Below are 18,450 nucleotides of genomic sequence, written 5' to 3' on the forward strand. Positions count from 1 at the left end.
AATAGGTGGTTACTGGTATCCATAGGGTAATCAATTGTAATTGCGCTATTAATGATGTTAAAACTTTACGGCGGGCATGCCGATATAGGCTGCCTGGTCCGGGGGGGGTAATTTTAACGCATTTATTCATGGGTATCTTAAGCCGAAACAAGCAATGAATTTTAAATAACAATTTTTTTTAATGAATATATTCTTGTGTTATCAAATCATGGGATGCAAAGCCGGCGGTAATCGGCCGGCGGTGACATTGTCAGCAACCGGGTGCGGGAATATATGCGCCTGGCCCAGAGGCGGGAAGGCGCCGCCCGCAACCGCCCGGCATGCGGCGATCGGTTGGGGCGGCCATCGGTAACCCCCCGATCCCCGGCGCGGCCGGGGAGGTCAGGCCAGAGCGCGGGCCAGCAGCGTTATCGGATGCTCGCAGGGCTTGCCGGTGGACATCTCGATTTGCCACTTGCAGGTTTCGCAGTCGGTCACCACCAGGTCGACGCCGCTGCGTTCGATCTGCTGGAACAACGGGGCGCCGATATCCTGCGCGGTGGCATAATTCTCCGATTTGAAACCGTAGGTGCCGGCGATGCCGCAGCACTGCGAGTCCAGCACCACCAGGTCGAGGCCGGGGATGCGCCTGAGCAGTTCCAGGGTATACAGCGCCCAGCCCATTTTTTCCATATGGCAGGGGGTGTGGTAGGCCACCCGCAGCCGCAGCGGCTTCAGGTCCAGCGCTTTGCCCGCCTCGAGCCGGCGGTAGATATAGCGGGTGGCCAGCTCGACACGCTCGCGCACCGCCGACGTATCCACGTCCAGCAGATGGGGATACTCCTCGCGCAGGGCATGGATGCAGCTGGACGAGGTGCCCACCACCGCCATGCCGTGCTCCAGCACCGCGTGTTCAAGCGAGGCGGCGTTGACCCGCGCCTGTTTTTGCGCCTGGGCGATAAAGCCGTTGGCGATAAGCGGCACGCCGCAGCATTTCTCGCGTTTTAACAGCTGCACCCCGATATCCATGGCGTTCAGCACCTTGATCAAATCCTTGCCCAGCTGCGGGTGGTTGTAATTGACGAAACAGCCGTGGAAAAAAGCCACCCGTTCGGCATACTGCCGCTGGATATCGGCCTCCTGGCGGTACCAGCGGCGGAAGGTGCCGAATGAGTATGTCGGCAACTGGCGGCGATGGTCGATTTTTAACGTTTTATCCAGCAGCCGCCGCACCGGTTTCAGTCCGGTGGCCATATTCACCACCGGCGCCAGGGGGGTGGAAAGGGACCCCATGATGTCGGTATGGCTGAGAATGGCGTCGCGCAGGCTAGGTTTGTGCGCGCTGTAGCGGGCCTTGGCCCGCTGGATAATATCGCCGATGCGTACTTCGGACGGACAGGCCACCTCGCAGCGCTTGCAGTTGGAGCAATATTTCAGCGCGTCGTCGTACAGCGCCGGATCCTTCAGGCGCAGCCGTTCGCCGTCCGGCCCCGCCTGCTTCGGCCCGGGATACAGCGGATTGACCCGTGATACCGGGCAATAGGTGGTGCAAACGGTACATTTCAGGCAGCTCTCAAAGCTGTTATCAAAGGGCAGGCTCATGATTTTCCTCAAGCGTAACGGCGATCCTTCCCGCGGCGTGCAGCGCGCTTACCAAAGAAACCCCCGCGCCGCAGCCCTGGCTTAACGGGTCATAGCCGCCAAGCACCGCGCCGACGGCATACAGGTTTTCCAGCGGTTCACCGCCAAGCAGCGCCCGCAGGCGGTCATCGGTTTTAACCCCGAACTGCAGATAGGGCTGGGGGGCGAAAAAATCGGCGCGGCTCCAGGTATCCCGCTCCCCGTCGCCAAACATGTCCAGACCAAACACCGGTTCATAGACCCGCTCATGGGTGGACGCCAGTCCATTGCTGAAAAAACTGCCGCTGGCCAGCACCACCTGGCGCGCGCGCACCGGGATATCGGCGTGGTTGCGGGTGGAAACGCTGATGATGCGCCGGCCCGCGAACCGCGCCTTCAATACCTTGTCGCCCGGCATAAAGACGCCGCCCAGCCGGTTAAGGCGCCGGCGCAGCGCCTGGAACAACCGGATGCCTAACAGCGAGGGCGGCAGGGTCGGCAGCAGGTAGATTGGCCGATTGACGAGTCCGCGCAGCCGTTCAAGCGGCTGCGGCGAGTCCAGTCCGATACAGGCCGGCAGAATAAGGCATTGCGCGTCCCCCGCCAGGCGTTCAAGCTCGGCGGCCAGGGCCGGGATATTCTCAGGCAAATCCAGTACCCTGGCGATATTAACCGCGCGAAATTCACTGGGATTGGCGCGCAGCCGGTCGAGCGCGGGCAGGCGCAGGCAGGCCACAACGGCATGTATGCCTTGCTCCGCCGCGAGGGAGGCGGCGGCGATGCTGGCCTCGAAATCCAGAAAACCCTCGATGTCTATCACCGCCACCCTTTGCCAGGGCAGGATGCCGTCCCAGGGCGTTACCGGCACCTCTTCGGGACTGAGCCAGCTTGCCTTGCGGGTGCCCAGCGGCGTAATGCGCTGATGGTTATGCTGCGCCCGGCCCGTCAGCGCAATGTCGCAACGGGCCAGCAGCGCCTGCGCGTCCGCGGCCCGGGCCATGACCTCGCGCGCGCCCAGCAGGCTATAGGGATGCTGCGGCGCCTGTTCCGCCAGCGCCGCCAGCGCGTCGGGGGGGGACGCCACCGGCGTGCCGTCCGGCAGGCGCGACAGCAGATCCAGCGAGCCGGAAGAGAAATACAGCGCGCTTTGCCCGGCGCTGACCACCGCCGTACGGTGGCCTTGTTCCGCCAGACTGACGGCGCAGCTAAGCCCGGCCAGGCCGCCGCCAATTACCACGGCATCAAATTCCATCATCGGCCTCCGTGTTCTTTTGGCTATCGTCCCGGGCGGCGTGACGGGCATCGCCGTCCAAACCGCACAGGCCACGATAGACCCAACTGGTAAATTCGCTTTCGCGCAGCGCGTCTCCCCAGGCCACCGGCCTGATGCCTTTCCAGCGCTCATTCAGGAACGCCGACAGCTGGCCGATGGACTGGCGCGGGGTGGCGACGTTAAGACGGGTTAACAGCCCGGCGGCGCGGCAGGCGCACAGCTCGCCCTGGCAGGTGCCCATGCCGACGCGCGTGCGGCGGCGCAGGTCGATGAGGTTATTGACGTTCAGGGCCTCCACCGCGTAGCGGACTTCTCCCGCCGTGACCGCCTCGCATTCGCAGACCAGGTTGTTGGCCTGGCGGTCGCCCCACAGTACCTGGTTGGCGCGATCGCCGTGGCGATAAACGGCGGAGCCGGAGATGCTGGCGGGCAGCGGGCCGGCGGCGCGCCCGGCCTCTTGCGCCGGTTTCCTGGATCCGGGAAGGGCGTGTTGCGCCGTGGTGCAGGGCACTGTTATGCCCAGCTTGGCGCAGACCGTATCCGTGGCCCATTCGGCCATCAGGCGATAGGTCATCAGCTTGCCGCCGGTAATGGTGATAAAGCCCTCCAAACCATCGCGTTTGGCATGGTCCAGCAGGACAATGCCGCGGCTGACGTTGCGCCCGGAAGGATCGTCGTCGCTGGCCACCAGCGGCCGCACGCCGGCATAGGCGCGCAGCACGCGCGTGTGCGCCAGGCGCGGCGCCAGCAGCGCGCCTTCGCGCAGCAACAGGTCAACCTCGTCGGGGGTGACCGTCAGCCGGTCGATATCGCCGTAATCGACGCGGGTGGAGGTGGTGCCGATGAGGGAAATGGTATCGCCCGGCACCAGGATATCGGCATCGGCCGGGGCGCGGCAGCGGTTAATGACCAGGTTGTTGATGCGGTGTCCGAGAATCAGCAGCGCGCCCTTGGCCGGGAACATGCGGATGCGCAGGTCGGCGTATTCGGCGATATGCTGTCCCCAGATCCCCGCGGCGTTGACGACCACCGGCGCGTAAATATCATGTGTCTGGCCGCAGGCATGGTCGAACGCGCGCACGCCGCGCACCCGATCGCCCTGGCGGATAAGCCCCGTGACGCTGTGGTAGGTTAAAAAACGCGCGCCATGCTCGCGCGCGTCGATCATATTGGCGGTGGTCAGGCGAAACGGATCGACGGTGCCGTCCGGCACCCGCACCGCGCCGATAAGCGCCGGATTGACCGCCGGTTCCTGCCTGAGGGCCAGCTGCGGATCGATGGCCTGCGCCTCGATGCCGGCATCCAGGCAGGCGGCGATAAATCGTTGCTGATACGCCAGCGAATCCTGCGGCAGGGTGATAAACAGGCCGTCGGTGGCCTCGACGCAGTGATGGGCGATACGTTTGAGGATGCGGTTTTCTTCGATGCATTCGCGGGCGGATTCGCTGTCTGTGACGGCGTAACGCGCGCCGCTGTGCAGCAGGCCGTGGTTATGGCCGGTGGCGCCGGCGGCGATATCGTCACGCTCGAGCAACAGGCACCGCAGCCCACGCAGGGCGCAGTCGCGTGCGATCCCCGCCCCGGTGGCGCCGCCGCCGATGATAATGACGTCCGTCTCCTCATGGGAATAACGGTTGCTCATATTCTCTCCCATAGATTAATCCCCTAGTGAGCGGATGGTTATAGTAGGATTAACGCATAAAATGGACAGGATTTGTGTGATAAAGAACAATAACGAACAATAAACGAAAATAAAAAGCGCGATTACTTACTTTATTGGCTCGTTGGCTCGCGGCAATGTCGGCGGCCGTTTAGCGCGGGCCGAAAGCAGGGACGCGGGGCAATGCGGCGGGGGTTTCGTTTGTGGCTGGCGGGGCAGTTTATGTGGCTACGGCGTGGGGTTCGTTTGTGGCTTATGGGGCGGTTTATGCTGCCGTGGCGTGGGTTTCGCGTGCCGTGCGTTAGGGTGCGCTAGGGCATATGTCGCCTCGGCGAAGGTTTCGCTTGCCGTACGTGAGGTGTTCGTATGTATTGCCGGGCACCGGCAAGCGACAAAGAGGCCGTACCGCGACGGCCTCCTTGACCTCCGCGCTTCCGGCAGATCGTGCGCCGCTGCGCGGTTCCCGGCATCACCCATCCCGGCTTTTGGACCGCACGGGACGCGCTCCCGGCGCGGCCCTTAGCTTTCGCCGCTCCCGGCGGCTCATCCAGCCGCGATGTGCGCCGCCGGCGCACTCTATGCCGGCACCAGGTCAACACCATCGCCTGTGAGTAAAATAGCGTTTTTGGGTTTCTTGCGGCATGCACTTACCGGGAAAGGTATCAGTATTCATTTTGCGCTAAAGTTTACAGCCTGATGGTTAATGGCTAATGGCTGAAAGCGTAATGCTTATTGCTAAAACTTAAGCTTAAAGTTGAATGATGAATGATGATGGCCTTACTGCATGACTGCATGACTGCATGACTGTATGACTATATGTCCAACTTTTCGTTGTGTCAGATACATTCCATACCCGGTGTATTCCATAACGGTCAATCGCATTCCGACGCCAGACCTTATCCAAAACAACAGCGCCGCTATTGCTACATAATATGCCGTGCGAACAGCGACATGTGGACCGGCATAAAGCGCGCTGACGGCGCCTGTGCCCCCGGCATGAGCCGCTGGGAGCGGCGAAAGGCCCGTTGCGCCGGGAGCGCATAACGGGCCGGTGCATAACGGGGGAACGGGCGTCGGAAGGTATCGCGCAGCGACGCGCGATCTGCCGGGCGCGCGGAGGTCAAGGAGGCCGTCGCGGTACGGCCTCTTTGTCGCTTGCCGGCACCCGGCATTCCATATAACCGCCGAACGCACGGCAAGCGAAACCTTCGCCGAGGCGACATATGCCCTAGCGCACGGCAAGCGAATGCCCTAGCGCCCCCTGACGCATGGTCCCCTAACGCACGGCAAACGAAACCCCGCCCCACAGCATAAGCCGCAAGCGCAACCCTCCGCGGGTTTAATCATTATCAGGGGAAAAATCCGCCACCCGGACGCCGGGCGGCGGGAACATCAGTTTAAACGCTTTACAGGGAAAGCGCCGCGCGGGCCTATTTAACGGAGCTGCCGATCATCGCCTCGGGCCGTACCCATTGGTCGAACTCCGTCTCTGAGACATAGCCCAGTTTCAGCGCCGACGCTTTTAGCGTCAGCCCCTCTTTATGGGCTTTTTTGGCAATCTCGGCCGCTTTGTCATACCCGATATGGGTATTGAGCGCGGTGACCAGCATCAGCGATTCATTCAGCAGTTGGCTGATGCGTGCCCGATTGGGTTCGATGCCGCCGGCGCAGTGCCGGGTAAAGCTGCTGATGCCGTCGGCCAGCAGGCGGATGGATTGCAGCATATTATGCGAAATAAGCGGCCGGAAGACATTCAGTTCAAAATTGCCCGACGCGCCGCCAAAGTTCACCGCCACATCATTGGCCATAACCTGCGCGCACAGCATGGTCATGGCCTCGCATTGGGTGGGGTTGACCTTGCCGGGCATAATCGAGCTGCCGGGCTCGTTTTCCGGGATGGCGATTTCGCCGATGCCGCAGCGCGGCCCGGAGGCGAGCCAGCGCACGTCGTTGGCGATTTTGAACAGCGACGCGGCCAGTCCTTTGAGCGCTCCGTGTCCTTGTACCAGGGCGTCGCATGAGCCGAGCGCCTCGAACTTGTTCGGTGCGGTGACAAACGGCTGCCCGGTCAGCTCCGCCAGGGCCTTCGCCACCCGTACGGCATATTCCGGATGGGTGTTAAGGCCGGTGCCCACCGCCGTGCCGCCCAGCGCCAGTTCGCTCAGATGCGGTACCGTCGCCTCGATATGCCGCGCGCTGTGGCCGAGCATTGCCGCCCATCCGGAAATTTCCTGTCCCAGGGTCAGCGGGGTGGCGTCCTGCAAATGGGTGCGCCCGATTTTCACCACGTCGCTGAACGCTTCGGCCTTTTGTTCCAGGCACGCCCGCAGCGTAGCCAGCTGCGGCAATAATTGAGTGCGCAGGGCAATCACCGCCGCCACATGCTGCGCGGTGGGGAACACGTCGTTCGAGCTCTGGCTTTTATTGACATCGTCATTGGGATGCACCAGGCGCGTATCGCCGCGCTCCCCGCCCAACAGTTCGCTGGCGCGGTTGGCCAGCACCTCGTTCATATTCATATTGGTCTGGGTCCCCGAGCCGGTTTGCCAGATGGACAGCGGAAACTCCTGCGGATGCTTTCCCGCCAGCACTTCGTCGGCGGCGGTGATAATGGCCTGCGCCTTGTCGCGGGCCAGCAGGCCCAGGTCCAGGTTCACCTGGGCGGCGGCGCGTTTGGTCATGGCCAGCGCAGCGATAAGCTCCGCCGGCATCTTTTCCTGCGAAATGCGGAAATGCTCCAGCGAGCGCTGGGTCTGCGCCCCCCATAGCCGGTCGGCGGGCACTTCGACGGCGCCCATGGAGTCTTTTTCAGTGCGGATATTTTCCATAATGTGATCCTTATGCGATAAACAAAAATAAATCGCGCGGCGGGTGTTCCATCCGCCGCGCCGCGCGATGCGAGTCGTGTTTATAAAAAGCCGTAGGCGGCGGCCAGGATCCAGCCGACAAGGCTTGAGACGCCCACGCCAAGCAGGCCCACCAGGATAAAGCTGTGGTTGATGACATACTTGCCGATATGGGTGGTGCCGGAACGGTCAAACTGGATAGCCGCCAGGTCGCTGGGATAGGTCGGCAGGATATAATAGCCGTAGCAGGCGGGCGCCGAGGCGACGATATAGGCCGGGTCGACGCCGATGGCCAGGGCCAGGGGCACAATCGCCGCCAGCGCCGCGGCCTGGGAGTTGACGAACTTCGAGACCACCAGCAGCGCCAGCGCGTAGGCCCAGGGATGGACCTTGATAATGGCGCCGAGGCTGGCTTCGATTTCGGCCAGGTGCGCGCCGAAGATGGTTTCCGCCATCCAGGCGATGCCGTAGACCGCCACGATGGCAATCATGCCGGAGCGGAAGACTTCGTTTTTCGAGATGGCCGCCGGGTTGGTCTTGGTGGCGATGATAATCAGGGCGCCGGAAAACAGCATGCACATCTGGATAACCAATACCATCGACAGCCGTTTGCCGCCGAACACCGGCAGCAGCTGCGGCATCGCGCCCAGCAGCGCGACGACGGCGATGGTGGCGAGGAAAATCCACATCGCCACCCAGTTGCTGCGCGGCAGCTTCTGGTTGAGCAGGGTGGCGGTATCGCCGTAGACATAGTGGCGGTTTTCGGGGTCGGCGATAAATTTCTGGAACACCTCGTCCTTATCCAGGTCCTTGCCGCGAAACCAGCTGAAAATGCCGATGGCCAGGATGCCGCACAGGGTGGAGGGAACGGTGATGGCCAGCAGGTCGAGGAAGTCGAGGTGGCGGCCGTTAAAAGACACATTGCCGAGCATGGCCACCAGGGAGACCACCGCGACCGACACGGGGCTGGCGATAATGCCCATCTGGGCGCCGACGGAGCTGGCGGCCATGGGACGTTCTGGGCGGATATTATTTTTAATCGCCACGTCGTAGATGATGGGCAAAATGGTGTAGACCACATGGCCGGTGCCGCAGAGGATGGTCAGGCAGCAGGTGACGAAGGGGGCGACGATGGAGACGTATTTGGGGTTGCGCCGCAGGAGTCGCTCGGCGATTTGCAGCATGACGTCCAGGCCGCCGGAGGCTTGCAGGGTGGCGGAGGCGGCGACCACGGCGATAATCACCAGCATGACGTCGACCGGGGGTTTACCGGGTTCGAGATGGAAGACGAAGACCAGGATAACCAGCCCGATACCGCCCAGGAGGCCGAGGGCGATACCGCCCTTTCTGGCGCCGTATAACAGACAGGCCAGAATAACGGCCAGTTGAATAAAAAATGCCATTTGTACTTTTCCTTTGTTTAATAACTTTATTTAAATTCACTGCTTAACAAATAACTCCGTTTAAAACCACAATGATTGTGCTGAATCACATACCGACGCTTTTTTTAGTTAATAATATGATTTAATATTTTTATGTTATAGCCAATCTTATTTAGGCAAATCATATTGTTGTTTAGATGTTAATGCTTATGATGTGAAATAATTAATTTGATTTAAGGGCGGGAATTAAACACTATTGCTGGCGAAACCCGCCGCCGCCGCACCGGTATGATGCGGCGGGCGGCATTTACTGGAAACACTGGCGCAGCGCCTCCAGTTTTTCCGGCAATAAGCGATAAAAATAGACCGGGCGCCCCATGGAGCCGTAAAAAATGGTGGTGGTTAGAATATCCGCCTCCGCCAAATATATCAGGTATTTGCGGCAGGAGACCTTGGAGATATTGATGGCGTTGGCCAGCATCTCGGTGGAGAATTCCCGATCCTTGCTTTGCTCAATCCACTCGCCGATGGTGCGCAGGGTAATAACGGTCAGGCCTTTGGGCAATTTTTTATGGCCGTGATCGGCGTCGGCGGTTTTATGGTGAATTAAATGGTCGATATCGGACTGCGCGCAGTTTTCGCGCAGGTCGAGTAAATTGACCTCCTCGCGGTAGCTGACCAGCGCCTGTTCAAAACGGGCGAACTGAAAGGGCTTGATAAGATAATCCACCACGCCGTATTTGAACGCTTTTTTCACCGTGCCGACATCGGTGGCCGAGGAAATAATCAAGACATCGGTTTGCTCGCTGATTTCACGGATGATGGGCAGCAGATCCAAGCCGTTATCCTGCTGCATATAAATATCCAGCAGCACCAAATCAATTTTATCCCCGGCCGCCATCAGCAGCGACCGCGCCTGCTGCAGGGTGGAGGCGGTGGCGTGGTATTGAAACCCGCTGACCTGGCTCAGGTAGCATTTGTTCAATTCGGCCACCATGGCGTCATCGTCGACAATCAGAGTATTTATCATAGGGTTACCCCGTTTTTATCCGATATGGCAAAGTGATGTCGAAGCGGGTGCTCACCCCCGGTTCAGACGTAAATTCCATCCATCCGCCCAGCCGTTCCACGCCTTCCCGGGCAAGATAAAGGCCGATGCCGCGGCCGGTGCCCTTGGTGGAAAAACCGCGCTGGTAGACCGTGTTCCCCACGGCCGGGTCGATACCGGGGCCGTCGTCGCTCACCGTGCACTGCAGCAGCATATCATCCCGATAGAGGAAACTGACGGTGATCGTGCCTTTTTCGCTCTCGGACAGGGCATCCATGGCATTTTCAATCACATTGCCCAATACGGTGATAAGGCAGGCGGTGGTGTCGTTATCATCGGTATCGGGCAGCCAGCTGTCCTCGGTAATCACCAGGCCGATGTCAAGGTCGCGGGCGCGGTTAATCTTACCGAGCAGGAAACCGGCGATCACCGGCGATTTGACGATACGAATTAGGGTGCCGATTTCATTTTGATAATTATTGGCCGTTTTCAGGATATAGGATTCCAGCGCCTGGTAGCTTTTTAAATGCAGCATGCCGAGAATCACATGCAGCTTGTTCATAAATTCGTGGGATTGCACCCGCAGGGTATCGGCATAGGCCGACATGCCGTCCAGACGCTCGAGCAGGCGCGCCACCTCGGTTTTATCGCGAAACGTGGCAATAGCGCCGACGATGTCCTCGCCCACGATCACCGGCACGGTATTGGTCAGCAGCACGCTGCCGTTGATATGGCTTTCCCGGTCGCGCTGGGGCTTGCCGGTTTGCAGCACGTTGCGTAAATAGAGCTGCGCCGGCCAATTCTTGCTTGCCGCGTCCAGCAGCAGGTTTTCCCAGGGGCCGTGCTGTTTGAACAGCCGTTTGGCCTCGTCGTTGATAAGCGTAATCTGGCCGTCGGCGTTGACGGCAATCACCCCTTCCTTGACCGATTGCAGCATGGCGTTGCGCTCCTCGAACAGTTGCGCGATTTCATGGGGTTCGAATCCCAGCATGATGCGCTTGAGCGCCTTGACCAGCAGCCAGGTGCCGATACCGCCCACGGCGGCGCCGATAAGCGCGGTCCACAGCAGGTTCCAGCGGTTGCCGTTGACGATGGTCTGTACCGTATCCAGTGAAATGCCAATCGCCACCACGCCGATTTGCCGCTGCGCGGCGTTATAGACCGGGGTATAGATACGCAGCGCCCGCCCCAGCGTGCCCTGGTTAATCGCCTGGTGTTCCCGCGCCTGGAGCGCCGGCAGTATATCGTCGCCGACATAGAGTTTACCCAGCAGTTCGGCATTCGGATGCGAATAACGTATCCGGTTCATATCGGTGACCACGACAAAAAACAGGTCGTTGCGTATCCGCGCGGCTTCGGCCACCTGCTGAATGGCGCCCGGATTGCCCTGGCCGCCCAGGCCCTGCACCACCTCGGGATCCTGCGCCAGGGTGCGGGCGATGGCGAAGGCTTTATCCCGCACGTTGTTCTCGGCCAGTTCGCTTATCTGGCTGAAAAACAGCATATGGACCACCACCAGCACGGAAACGATGACACCCGATACCATGAGAATGACGGAGGTGCTCAATGTCAGCGGCGCTTTGCGGGTGTCTCTGGCCATGTGTTCTCCGTGTTCGCCAATCGTCTTGCCCGGGATGATACGACAAAATAAGGCTGAAGGAGGGGTATTTTGCTGCCGTTATCATTACGCCGCGCCATGAATAAGATGGTAAAGACTCTGCTTGCTTCTGACGCGGGTCTGCTTCACACTCCCGGCAAAAATAGTGGCGGGCGCGCATAAAACCAGCGCCTGATTATGCCGTGGCTGAAAATAATCTCCGGTAGAGGATTATTTTACTTAATAAAATAACAGAATAGTTATTTAATGGCGTGCGTCGTGGAAATATAATGCATAGAGGTCCAGCCTAACAAAAAACAAATAAAGTAAAATTTTAGAGTAAACATTTTGAAATAATATTGGTTAAAAATGTTCTTGGTCACAAATAATAAAAATATAAATTGTCATTTGGCCCTAAATTGATAGAGATCAATTTAACCCTCTCATAATAATTTCAGGGTCTCAATGACGCAGCCGTGCTTGAGCAGCGTTGCCATGTAAGAGGCCCAAAACCACTATGAATACCCGCATTACTCCCCCGGGGGTTGATCGCCGTACCTTTTTAAAACTGTGCGCCGCCCTGGCCGCCACCATGGGCCTGAGCAGCCGCGCGGCCGGCGAAATGGCCCGCTCCCTGGCGCAGCCGACGCGGCCGCCGGTTATCTGGATCGGCGCCCAGGAATGCACCGGCTGCACCGAGTCCCTGCTGCGCGCGACGCATCCGACGCTGGAACACCTGCTGCTTAACGATATTTCCCTGGAATACCATGAGGTGCTCTCCGCCGCCTTCGGCGCCCAGGCCGAGGACAATAAGCAGCGCGCGGTGGAGCGGTACCGCGGCAAATATGTGCTGGTGGTGGACGGTTCCATCCCGCTCAAGGACGGCGGCGTGTACTGCATGGTGGCCGGCAAACCTATTGTCGAGCATATCCGTGAATGCGCCGAGGGCGCCGCCGCCATTATCGCCATCGGGTCCTGTTCCGCCTGGGGCGGCGTGCCGGCCTCGGGCAGCAATCCCACCGGGGCGGTCAGCCTGCAGCAGGCCCTGCCGGGCAAAACCATTATCAATATCCCGGGCTGCCCGCCCAATCCACATAATTTCCTGGCGACGGTGGCCCATATCATTACCTGGGGGCGCGCGCCGGCGCTTGACGCCGCCGGGCGGCCCACCTTTGCCTATGGCCGTCTGATTCATGAAAACTGTGAACGGCGGCCGCATTTCGACGCGGGGCGTTTTGCCCGGGAATTCGGCGACGAGGGGCATCGCCAGGGGTGGTGTCTGTACCATCTGGGCTGTAAAGGACCGGAGACCTACGGCAACTGCCCGACCCTGGAGTTTTGCGATGTGGGCGGCGGTATCTGGCCGGTGGGCATCGGCCATCCCTGTTATGGCTGCAATGAGCAGGGCATCGGCTTTACCAAGGGGATTTTCCAATTGGCGAATGTGGAAAACCCCACCCCCAGGGCGGAAAAACCCGCCGTCCATCAGCCGGAAGGGGCGCCGCGCTCCGCCACCGCCACCGGCCTTATCGGCGGCGTGCTGGGGGTGGTGGCGGGCGTCGGCCTGATGACGGTGCGTGAACTGGGCCGGGCGCAGAATAAACAGCGCCGGGATCGGACCGACGCTTCGTCCCGGGAGGAGTGAGCCGTGAACCGACGTCATTTTTTTAAACTGACCTGCGCCGGGGCCTTGCTGGCGGGCGTACCCGCCGCCGCGCTGGCGCAGGCGCAGAATAAACCGCCCATTCCGGGCGCGCTGGGCATGCTGTACGATTCCACGCTCTGCGTGGGCTGCCAGGCCTGCGTGACAAAATGCCAGCAGGTCAATCATTCTCCCAGGCCAGCCGCGGGGAAAACCTATGCCGGCGGCGCGGCCACCTGGTCGGATAATGACAAGCTCAGCCCGTATACCAACAATATTATCCAGGTATGGACCTCCGGCACCGGCAAAAATAAGGATCAGGCCCAGGACGGCTACGCCTATATCAAAAAGCAATGCATGCACTGCGTAGATCCGAACTGCGTATCGGTCTGTCCGGTGTCCGCGCTGAAAAAACACCCCACGACCGGCGTGGTGCACTACAACGCCGATATTTGCACCGGCTGCCGTTATTGCATGGTGGCCTGTCCGTTTAACGTGCCGAAATACGATTATGACAATCCGCTGGGCCAAATCCATAAATGCGAGCTGTGCAACCAGCCCGGCGTCGCCCGGCTGGATAACGGCGGCTTGCCCGGCTGCGTCGAGGTCTGTCCCACCGGCGCGGTGATTTTCGGCACCAGGGAAGCGCTGCTGGCCGAAGCCCGCCAGCGTCTGGCGCTGACCCCGGGCGTTGAATATCTGTATCCCCGCCAGACCCTTGGGGATGGGGATCGCTATGCGCGCGCCCTGCCGCGGTATGAACCGCATATCTACGGCGAGAAAGAGGGCGGCGGCACCCAGGTGCTGGTGCTGGCCGGGGTGCCGTACCAAAATCTCGACCTGCCGGCGCTGGCGGAGTTGTCCACCGGCGCGCGCTCGGAGCATATCCAGCATTCGCTGTATAAAGGCATGGTATTGCCGCTGGCGGTATTTGCCGGGCTGGCGCTGCTGGTGCGGCGCAATACCCGCGACGGACACGACGGCGACGATAAGGCCGCCGGACCTGACCTATCCGGCGCGGCCGGCGACGATGCCCCGGGCGGGCGGGAGGCGTCAGGCGCCAAAACGACGCGCGTAGCGCCACCAGGAGAGAATAATCATGACGATGCATAAGGCCAGCCCGCTGGGCGGACGTCTGTTCGCCAGGCCCATTATGTACCTGGCGCCGCTGGTGATACTGTGCGCGGGGCTTATCCTCAGGCGACTGCTGTTCGGCATCGGCTCGGTGGCCAACCTGAACGGCGGTTATCCCTGGGGCCTGTGGATTGCCTTCGACCTGCTGGTGGGCACCGGCCTGGCCTGCGGCGGGTGGGCGCTGGCCTGGGCGGTCTACGTCTTCAACCGCGGCGAATTCCACCCGCTGATGCGTCCGGCGCTGCTGGCCAGCCTGTTCGGCTATTCGCTGGGCGGGTTGTCCATCACCATCGACGTCGGCCGCTACTGGAACCTGCCGTACTTTTATCTTCCCGGCTATTTCAATACCTCGTCGGTATTGTTTGAAACCGCGGTATGCATGACCATCTACATCGGCATCATGGCGCTCGAGTTCGCGCCGGTACTGTGTGAAAAGTGGGGATGGCACGCTCCGCGCAAATGGCTCGATAAAGGGATGTTCCTGATCCTGTCGCTGGGCGTTCTGCTGCCCACCATGCATCAATCCTCCATGGGGTCGCTGATGATTGCCGCCGGCATCAAGGTGCATCCCCTGTGGCAAAGCTACGAAATGCTGCCGCTGTTTTCGCTGCTGACCGCCTTTATCATGGGGTTTTCGATGGTGGTGTTTGAAGGTTCGCTGGTGCGGGCGGGGCTTGCGGGCCGCGGAGCGGACGAAACGCCGCTGTTCACGCGCCTGACGCGCATTATCGCCGTTTTCCTGACGATCTTCATCCTGCTGCGCTTTGCGGAAGTGATCTGGCGCGGCAAGACCGGCTATTTATGGGCGGGCGATCGCTATGCCGCGCTGTTCTGGGCGGAAATCGGCCTGATGCTGGCGCCGTTGCTGATGCTCTGCCTGCGACGCTGCCGCCGGGACGCCCGCGCGCTGTTTATCGGCGGGCTGTGCATGCTGTCGGGCGCGGCGCTGTGGCGCCTGGATTATTCCCTGATCGCCTTCAATCCCGGCGGCGGTTACCGCTATTTCCCCGCCGTGGGTGAAATCCTGATTTCAGTGGGCTTCGTCGCTATCGAAGTCTGTGCTTACATAATGTTGATTCGCCTGTTGCCGGTCCTGTCCGGGACGGCGGACCGCCATCACGATCGTCCGATTGAGGTAGAGCATGAGCCAACGCATCACCATTGATCCTGTTACCCGTATCGAGGGCCACCTGCGTATTGATTGCGAAATTGAACAGGGAAAAGTGGTCAAGGCCTGGTCGTCGGGCACCATGTGGCGCGGCATGGAAGAAATTCTCCAGGGCCGCGATCCGCGCGACGCCTGGATGATTGTCCAGCGTATCTGCGGGGTGTGCACCACGGTGCACGCCATCGCCTCGGTTCGCGCGGTGGAACACGCCCTGGGCATGAGCGTGCCGGTGAACGCCCAGTATATCCGCAACCTGATCCTGGCGGCCCACAGCATCCACGATCATATCGTGCATTTTTACCAGTTGTCGGCCCTGGACTGGGTGGATATTACCTCGGCGCTCAAGGCGGATCCGGTGAAAGCCGAAACGCTGCTCAAAGGCCTGTCCACCTGGTCGCTGAACAGCGCGGCGGAGTTCGCCAGGGTACAGCAAAAGATCAAGGATCTGGTGGCCAGCGGTCAACTGGGCATTTTCGCCAACGGTTATTGGGGGCATCCGGCCATGGCGCTGCCGCCGGAAGTCAACCTGATTGCGGTGGCTCATTACCTGCAGGCGCTGGAATGCCAGCGCGACGCCAACCGCATCGTCGCCATGCTGGGCGGCAAAACGCCGCATATCCAGAACCTGGCCGTCGGCGGCGTCGCCAACGCCATCAACCCGGATATGCCCAGCGTGCTGAACCTGGAACGGCTGATGTATGTCAAAACCTTTATCGACCGGCTGGGCGACTTTATCGAGCAGGTGTATAAAGTCGACTGCGTGGTGATCGCCGCCCACTATCCACAGTGGCTGACGCTGGGGCGCGGGGCGCGGCATTACCTGAGCGTGCCGGAGCTGCCGCTGGATGGCAAGGGCGAGACCTTTTGGCTGACGGGCGGTTATCTGGAGGACGGCGACGCCGCCCGTTTCCGCCCCATCGCCAGCCATACCGACCCGTTCCTGATGGACGGCATCCAGGAAAGCGCCAAACATGCCTGGTACCAGGACGACGAGCCGCTGGCCCCCTGGGAGGGCCGTACCCGGCCGCAGTACACCGGCTGGCAGGAGGACGGTAAATATTCCTGGGTAAAATCACCGATATTCTACGGCCAGACGGTGGAGGTCGGTCCGCTGGCCTGGCTGCTGTGCGGGCTGGCGGCGGGCCACGAGGGCGCGCAAACCCACTTTTCGCAGCTTGGCGCCGCCTATCGCCATCTTACCGGCAACACGTTGCGCGAGGCCGATCTGCATTCCACCCTGGGGCGGGTCATCGGCCGCACCGTGCACTGCTGCGTGCTGAAAGACTCGCTGAGCGTGATGTGGCAACTGCTGGTGGACAATATCGGCCGGGGCGATCACCAGACCTTTATCAAGCCGGACATTCCGCTGGATAAGGAACTGCGCGGCGTAGGCTTCGGCGAAATGCCGCGCGGCATGCTGTCGCACTGGGTGGTTATCAGGGATGGCAAGATTGCCAATTACCAGGCGGTGGTCCCCTCCACCTGGAACGCCGGCCCGCGCAACGGGCAGGACGTGCCGGGGCCTTACGAGCAGTCGCTGGTGGGCACGCCGGTGGCCGACGCCGCCCGGCCGCTGGAAGTGGTGCGCACCATCCATTCCTTCGACCCCTGCATGTCATGCGCCGTGCACCTGGTGGACGCGACCGGCCGGGAAGTGAACCGGGTAAAGGTGTTGTGATGCGTATTCTGGTGCTGGGTATCGGCAACCTGCTGCTGAGCGATGAAGCGGTGGGGGTGCGCATCGTTGAAGCGTTGGTGCGCCGTTACCGGTTCACGCCCGCCATCGACATCCTGGACGGCGGCACCTCGGGCATGGAGCTGCTGGAAACCCTGTCCGGCCGCGATCATCTGATCGTGGCCGACGCGGTGCTCGCCGGCCATGCCCCCGGCGCGGTGGTGGTGCTGCGCGACGATGAGGTGCCCGCGTTCCTGACGCAAAAGCTGTCGCCGCATCAGCTGGGACTGGCCGATGCGCTGATGGCGCTGCGCCTGCTGGACGCGTTTCCGCGCCGCCTGACCCTGGTGGGCGTGGAGCCGCAAGCGCTGACCATGCGCATCGGCCTGACCGATTGCGTGGCGCGGGCGGTGGAACCGGCGCTGGGGCAGGTGATTGCCGCGCTGGAGCAAAGCGGCGTGACCGTGTCGGCGCGGGATGCCAGCGACGCGCCCCCCGACCCTGACGCCGGCCCCTTTTCCCGGCCCGACGACAATGACCCTTTTGATAAGGGAGATACCCATGCCGCGGTATGAAGATCCTCCCGCCCGGACAAGGGCTAATGAGGCCGCGGCTGCCGTCGGCGACGCGCCCGCGTCGTGGCTGGAGCCGCTGTTCCGGCGCATCGCCGATGAGCGCATGCGCGATTTGCCGTTTTTCCGTCCGGCGGTGCCGGTGCGCGCCTGCGGTTTCACCCTGTTTGAACAGCAGTGGCTGGGATGCCTGCTGACCCCCTGGATGCTGAGCCTGTGGGTATTGCCGGGGCCGGGCCAGGAATGGCCGCCGATGGAAAACGGCGCGCGGCGGGCGCTGGCGTTGCCGTGCGGCAATGTCACCTTTATCAGCGGCGAGCTGGCGGGACGGGGGCCCTATCTCTCCTGTTCCCTGATGTCGCCGCTGGATGCCGGGCTGACCGGCGCCGGGGCGGTCGCCCTGGCGGAACACTGCGTGAAAATGGCGTTGTCGTTGCCGGTGCGTGACGGCGACAGCCCGCCGGACGCCGATCGCCGCGCCTGGCTCACCCGCGGCCGGGGCGGCGCCCCGGATGCATGAGCTTTCCCTGTGCTACGAGGCGCTGGCGCTGATTGACCAGCAGGCCCGCTCGCACGGGGCGCGGCGGGTGACCGGGGTCTGGCTGGAACTGGGCGCGCTGTCGTGCATCGAGGAAAGCGCCCTGCGTTTTTCGTTCGGCATGGCGTGCCGCGGCACGCTGGCCGAAGGCAGCGCGCTGCACCTTGACGTGCGGCCGGCGCCGGCCTGGTGCTGGTCATGCGGCGCCGCCGTCGAGATAACGCACCATGGCGCGGGCTGCCCGCGCTGCGGCGGTCACGCGTTGCAGGTTAACGGCGGCGACAGCCTGCGCGTCAGGCAGCTGGAGCTGGAGTAA

The 18,450-nt window shown here is 61.5% G+C and carries 14 protein-coding genes; 7 read left to right on the top strand and 7 right to left on the bottom strand.

Going from position 1 to position 18,450, the window contains the following annotated elements:
• Nucleotides 1–381: 381 nt before the first annotated feature.
• The 7 genes from glpC to ACL2XG_RS00175 form a co-directional block, all read right to left on the bottom strand.
• Nucleotides 382–1,581, bottom strand: coding sequence for an anaerobic glycerol-3-phosphate dehydrogenase subunit GlpC (gene glpC, locus ACL2XG_RS00145; RefSeq protein ID WP_413723210.1), 1,200 nt, complete (start codon nucleotides 1,579–1,581; stop codon nucleotides 382–384).
• Nucleotides 1,565–2,851 carry a glycerol-3-phosphate dehydrogenase subunit GlpB gene (gene glpB, locus ACL2XG_RS00150; protein WP_410016776.1) on the bottom strand — a complete coding sequence of 429 codons (1,287 nt, stop codon included), beginning with the start codon at nucleotides 2,849–2,851 and terminating at the stop codon, nucleotides 1,565–1,567. Before glpB ends, glpC begins: the two co-directional genes overlap by 17 nt.
• The gene (glpA, locus tag ACL2XG_RS00155) at nucleotides 2,841–4,514 is read right to left on the bottom strand and encodes an anaerobic glycerol-3-phosphate dehydrogenase subunit A (protein ID WP_413723469.1); all 1,674 of its coding nucleotides are present in this window, start codon (nucleotides 4,512–4,514) and stop codon (nucleotides 2,841–2,843) included. Before glpA ends, glpB begins: the two co-directional genes overlap by 11 nt.
• Before the next feature lie 1,448 nt (nucleotides 4,515–5,962).
• Nucleotides 5,963–7,360 (bottom strand): class II fumarate hydratase, encoded by a 1,398-nt coding sequence (gene fumC / locus ACL2XG_RS00160; RefSeq protein WP_413723209.1) that lies wholly within the window; start codon nucleotides 7,358–7,360, stop codon nucleotides 5,963–5,965.
• An 80-nt stretch (nucleotides 7,361–7,440) separates the two neighbouring features.
• Nucleotides 7,441–8,781: an anaerobic C4-dicarboxylate transporter gene (locus tag ACL2XG_RS00165; protein WP_410014418.1), complete on the bottom strand. Its 1,341-nt coding sequence runs from the start codon at nucleotides 8,779–8,781 to the stop codon at nucleotides 7,441–7,443.
• 286 nt (nucleotides 8,782–9,067) lie between these two features.
• Nucleotides 9,068–9,790 carry a two-component system response regulator DcuR gene (gene dcuR, locus ACL2XG_RS00170; RefSeq protein WP_410014419.1) on the bottom strand — a complete coding sequence of 241 codons (723 nt, stop codon included), beginning with the start codon at nucleotides 9,788–9,790 and terminating at the stop codon, nucleotides 9,068–9,070.
• Between the two features lie 4 nt (nucleotides 9,791–9,794).
• Nucleotides 9,795–11,408, bottom strand: coding sequence for a sensor histidine kinase (locus ACL2XG_RS00175; protein ID WP_410014420.1), 1,614 nt, complete (start codon nucleotides 11,406–11,408; stop codon nucleotides 9,795–9,797).
• A gap of 514 nt (nucleotides 11,409–11,922) precedes the next feature.
• Here ACL2XG_RS00175 and hybO point away from each other — a divergent pair.
• Genes hybO through hypA form a run of 7 tightly spaced genes read left to right on the top strand, consistent with a single transcriptional unit; the run spans nucleotide 11,923 to nucleotide 18,450 of the window.
• Entirely contained in the window at nucleotides 11,923–13,050 is a 1,128-nt protein-coding gene (hybO, locus tag ACL2XG_RS00180; protein WP_410014421.1) for a hydrogenase 2 small subunit, read from the top strand.
• A gap of 3 nt (nucleotides 13,051–13,053) precedes the next feature.
• Nucleotides 13,054–14,160, top strand: a complete 1,107-nt coding sequence (gene hybA, locus ACL2XG_RS00185) for a hydrogenase 2 operon protein HybA (RefSeq protein ID WP_413723208.1) — start codon at nucleotides 13,054–13,056, stop codon at nucleotides 14,158–14,160.
• Nucleotides 14,147–15,346 carry a Ni/Fe-hydrogenase cytochrome b subunit gene (hybB, locus tag ACL2XG_RS00190; RefSeq protein ID WP_413723207.1) on the top strand — a complete coding sequence of 400 codons (1,200 nt, stop codon included), beginning with the start codon at nucleotides 14,147–14,149 and terminating at the stop codon, nucleotides 15,344–15,346. Before hybA ends, hybB begins: the two co-directional genes overlap by 14 nt.
• On the top strand, nucleotides 15,324–17,027 hold the full coding sequence (gene hybC / locus ACL2XG_RS00195) for a hydrogenase 2 large subunit (RefSeq protein WP_410014424.1): 1,704 nt from the start codon (nucleotides 15,324–15,326) through the stop codon (nucleotides 17,025–17,027). The genes hybB and hybC overlap by 23 nt, the downstream gene beginning before the upstream one ends.
• Entirely contained in the window at nucleotides 17,027–17,599 is a 573-nt protein-coding gene (locus ACL2XG_RS00200; RefSeq protein WP_413723206.1) for a HyaD/HybD family hydrogenase maturation endopeptidase, read from the top strand. The genes hybC and ACL2XG_RS00200 overlap by 1 nt, the downstream gene beginning before the upstream one ends.
• A complete protein-coding gene (hybE, locus tag ACL2XG_RS00205) occupies nucleotides 17,586–18,116 on the top strand; it encodes a hydrogenase-2 assembly chaperone (RefSeq protein WP_410014426.1) in 531 nt (176 codons plus the stop codon). Before ACL2XG_RS00200 ends, hybE begins: the two co-directional genes overlap by 14 nt.
• Nucleotides 18,109–18,450: a hydrogenase maturation nickel metallochaperone HypA gene (gene hypA, locus ACL2XG_RS00210; RefSeq protein WP_413723205.1), complete on the top strand. Its 342-nt coding sequence runs from the start codon at nucleotides 18,109–18,111 to the stop codon at nucleotides 18,448–18,450. The genes hybE and hypA overlap by 8 nt, the downstream gene beginning before the upstream one ends.

It is taken from the genome of Sodalis sp. RH24, from assembly GCF_047324145.1.
GTDB lineage: Bacteria > Pseudomonadota > Gammaproteobacteria > Enterobacterales > Enterobacteriaceae > Acerihabitans.

Bases quoted from the DNA above. Each gene is read 5' to 3' on its own strand.
- glpC (WP_413723210.1), bottom strand. From the start codon at position 1,581: ATGAGCCTGCCCTTTGATAACAGCTTTGAGAGCTGCCTGAAATGTACC.
- glpB (WP_410016776.1), bottom strand. From the start codon at position 2,851: ATGGAATTTGATGCCGTGGTAATTGGCGGCGGCCTGGCCGGGCTTAGC.
- glpA (WP_413723469.1), bottom strand. From the start codon at position 4,514: ATGAGCAACCGTTATTCCCATGAGGAGACGGACGTCATTATCATCGGC.
- fumC (WP_413723209.1), bottom strand. From the start codon at position 7,360: ATGGAAAATATCCGCACTGAAAAAGACTCCATGGGCGCCGTCGAAGTG.
- ACL2XG_RS00165 (WP_410014418.1), bottom strand. From the start codon at position 8,781: ATGGCATTTTTTATTCAACTGGCCGTTATTCTGGCCTGTCTGTTATAC.
- dcuR (WP_410014419.1), bottom strand. From the start codon at position 9,790: ATGATAAATACTCTGATTGTCGACGATGACGCCATGGTGGCCGAATTG.
- ACL2XG_RS00175 (WP_410014420.1), bottom strand. From the start codon at position 11,408: ATGGCCAGAGACACCCGCAAAGCGCCGCTGACATTGAGCACCTCCGTC.
- hybO (WP_410014421.1), top strand. From the start codon at position 11,923: ATGAATACCCGCATTACTCCCCCGGGGGTTGATCGCCGTACCTTTTTA.
- hybB (WP_413723207.1), top strand. From the start codon at position 14,147: ATGACGATGCATAAGGCCAGCCCGCTGGGCGGACGTCTGTTCGCCAGG.
- hybC (WP_410014424.1), top strand. From the start codon at position 15,324: ATGAGCCAACGCATCACCATTGATCCTGTTACCCGTATCGAGGGCCAC.
- ACL2XG_RS00200 (WP_413723206.1), top strand. From the start codon at position 17,027: ATGCGTATTCTGGTGCTGGGTATCGGCAACCTGCTGCTGAGCGATGAA.
- hybE (WP_410014426.1), top strand. From the start codon at position 17,586: ATGCCGCGGTATGAAGATCCTCCCGCCCGGACAAGGGCTAATGAGGCC.
- hypA (WP_413723205.1), top strand. From the start codon at position 18,109: ATGCATGAGCTTTCCCTGTGCTACGAGGCGCTGGCGCTGATTGACCAG.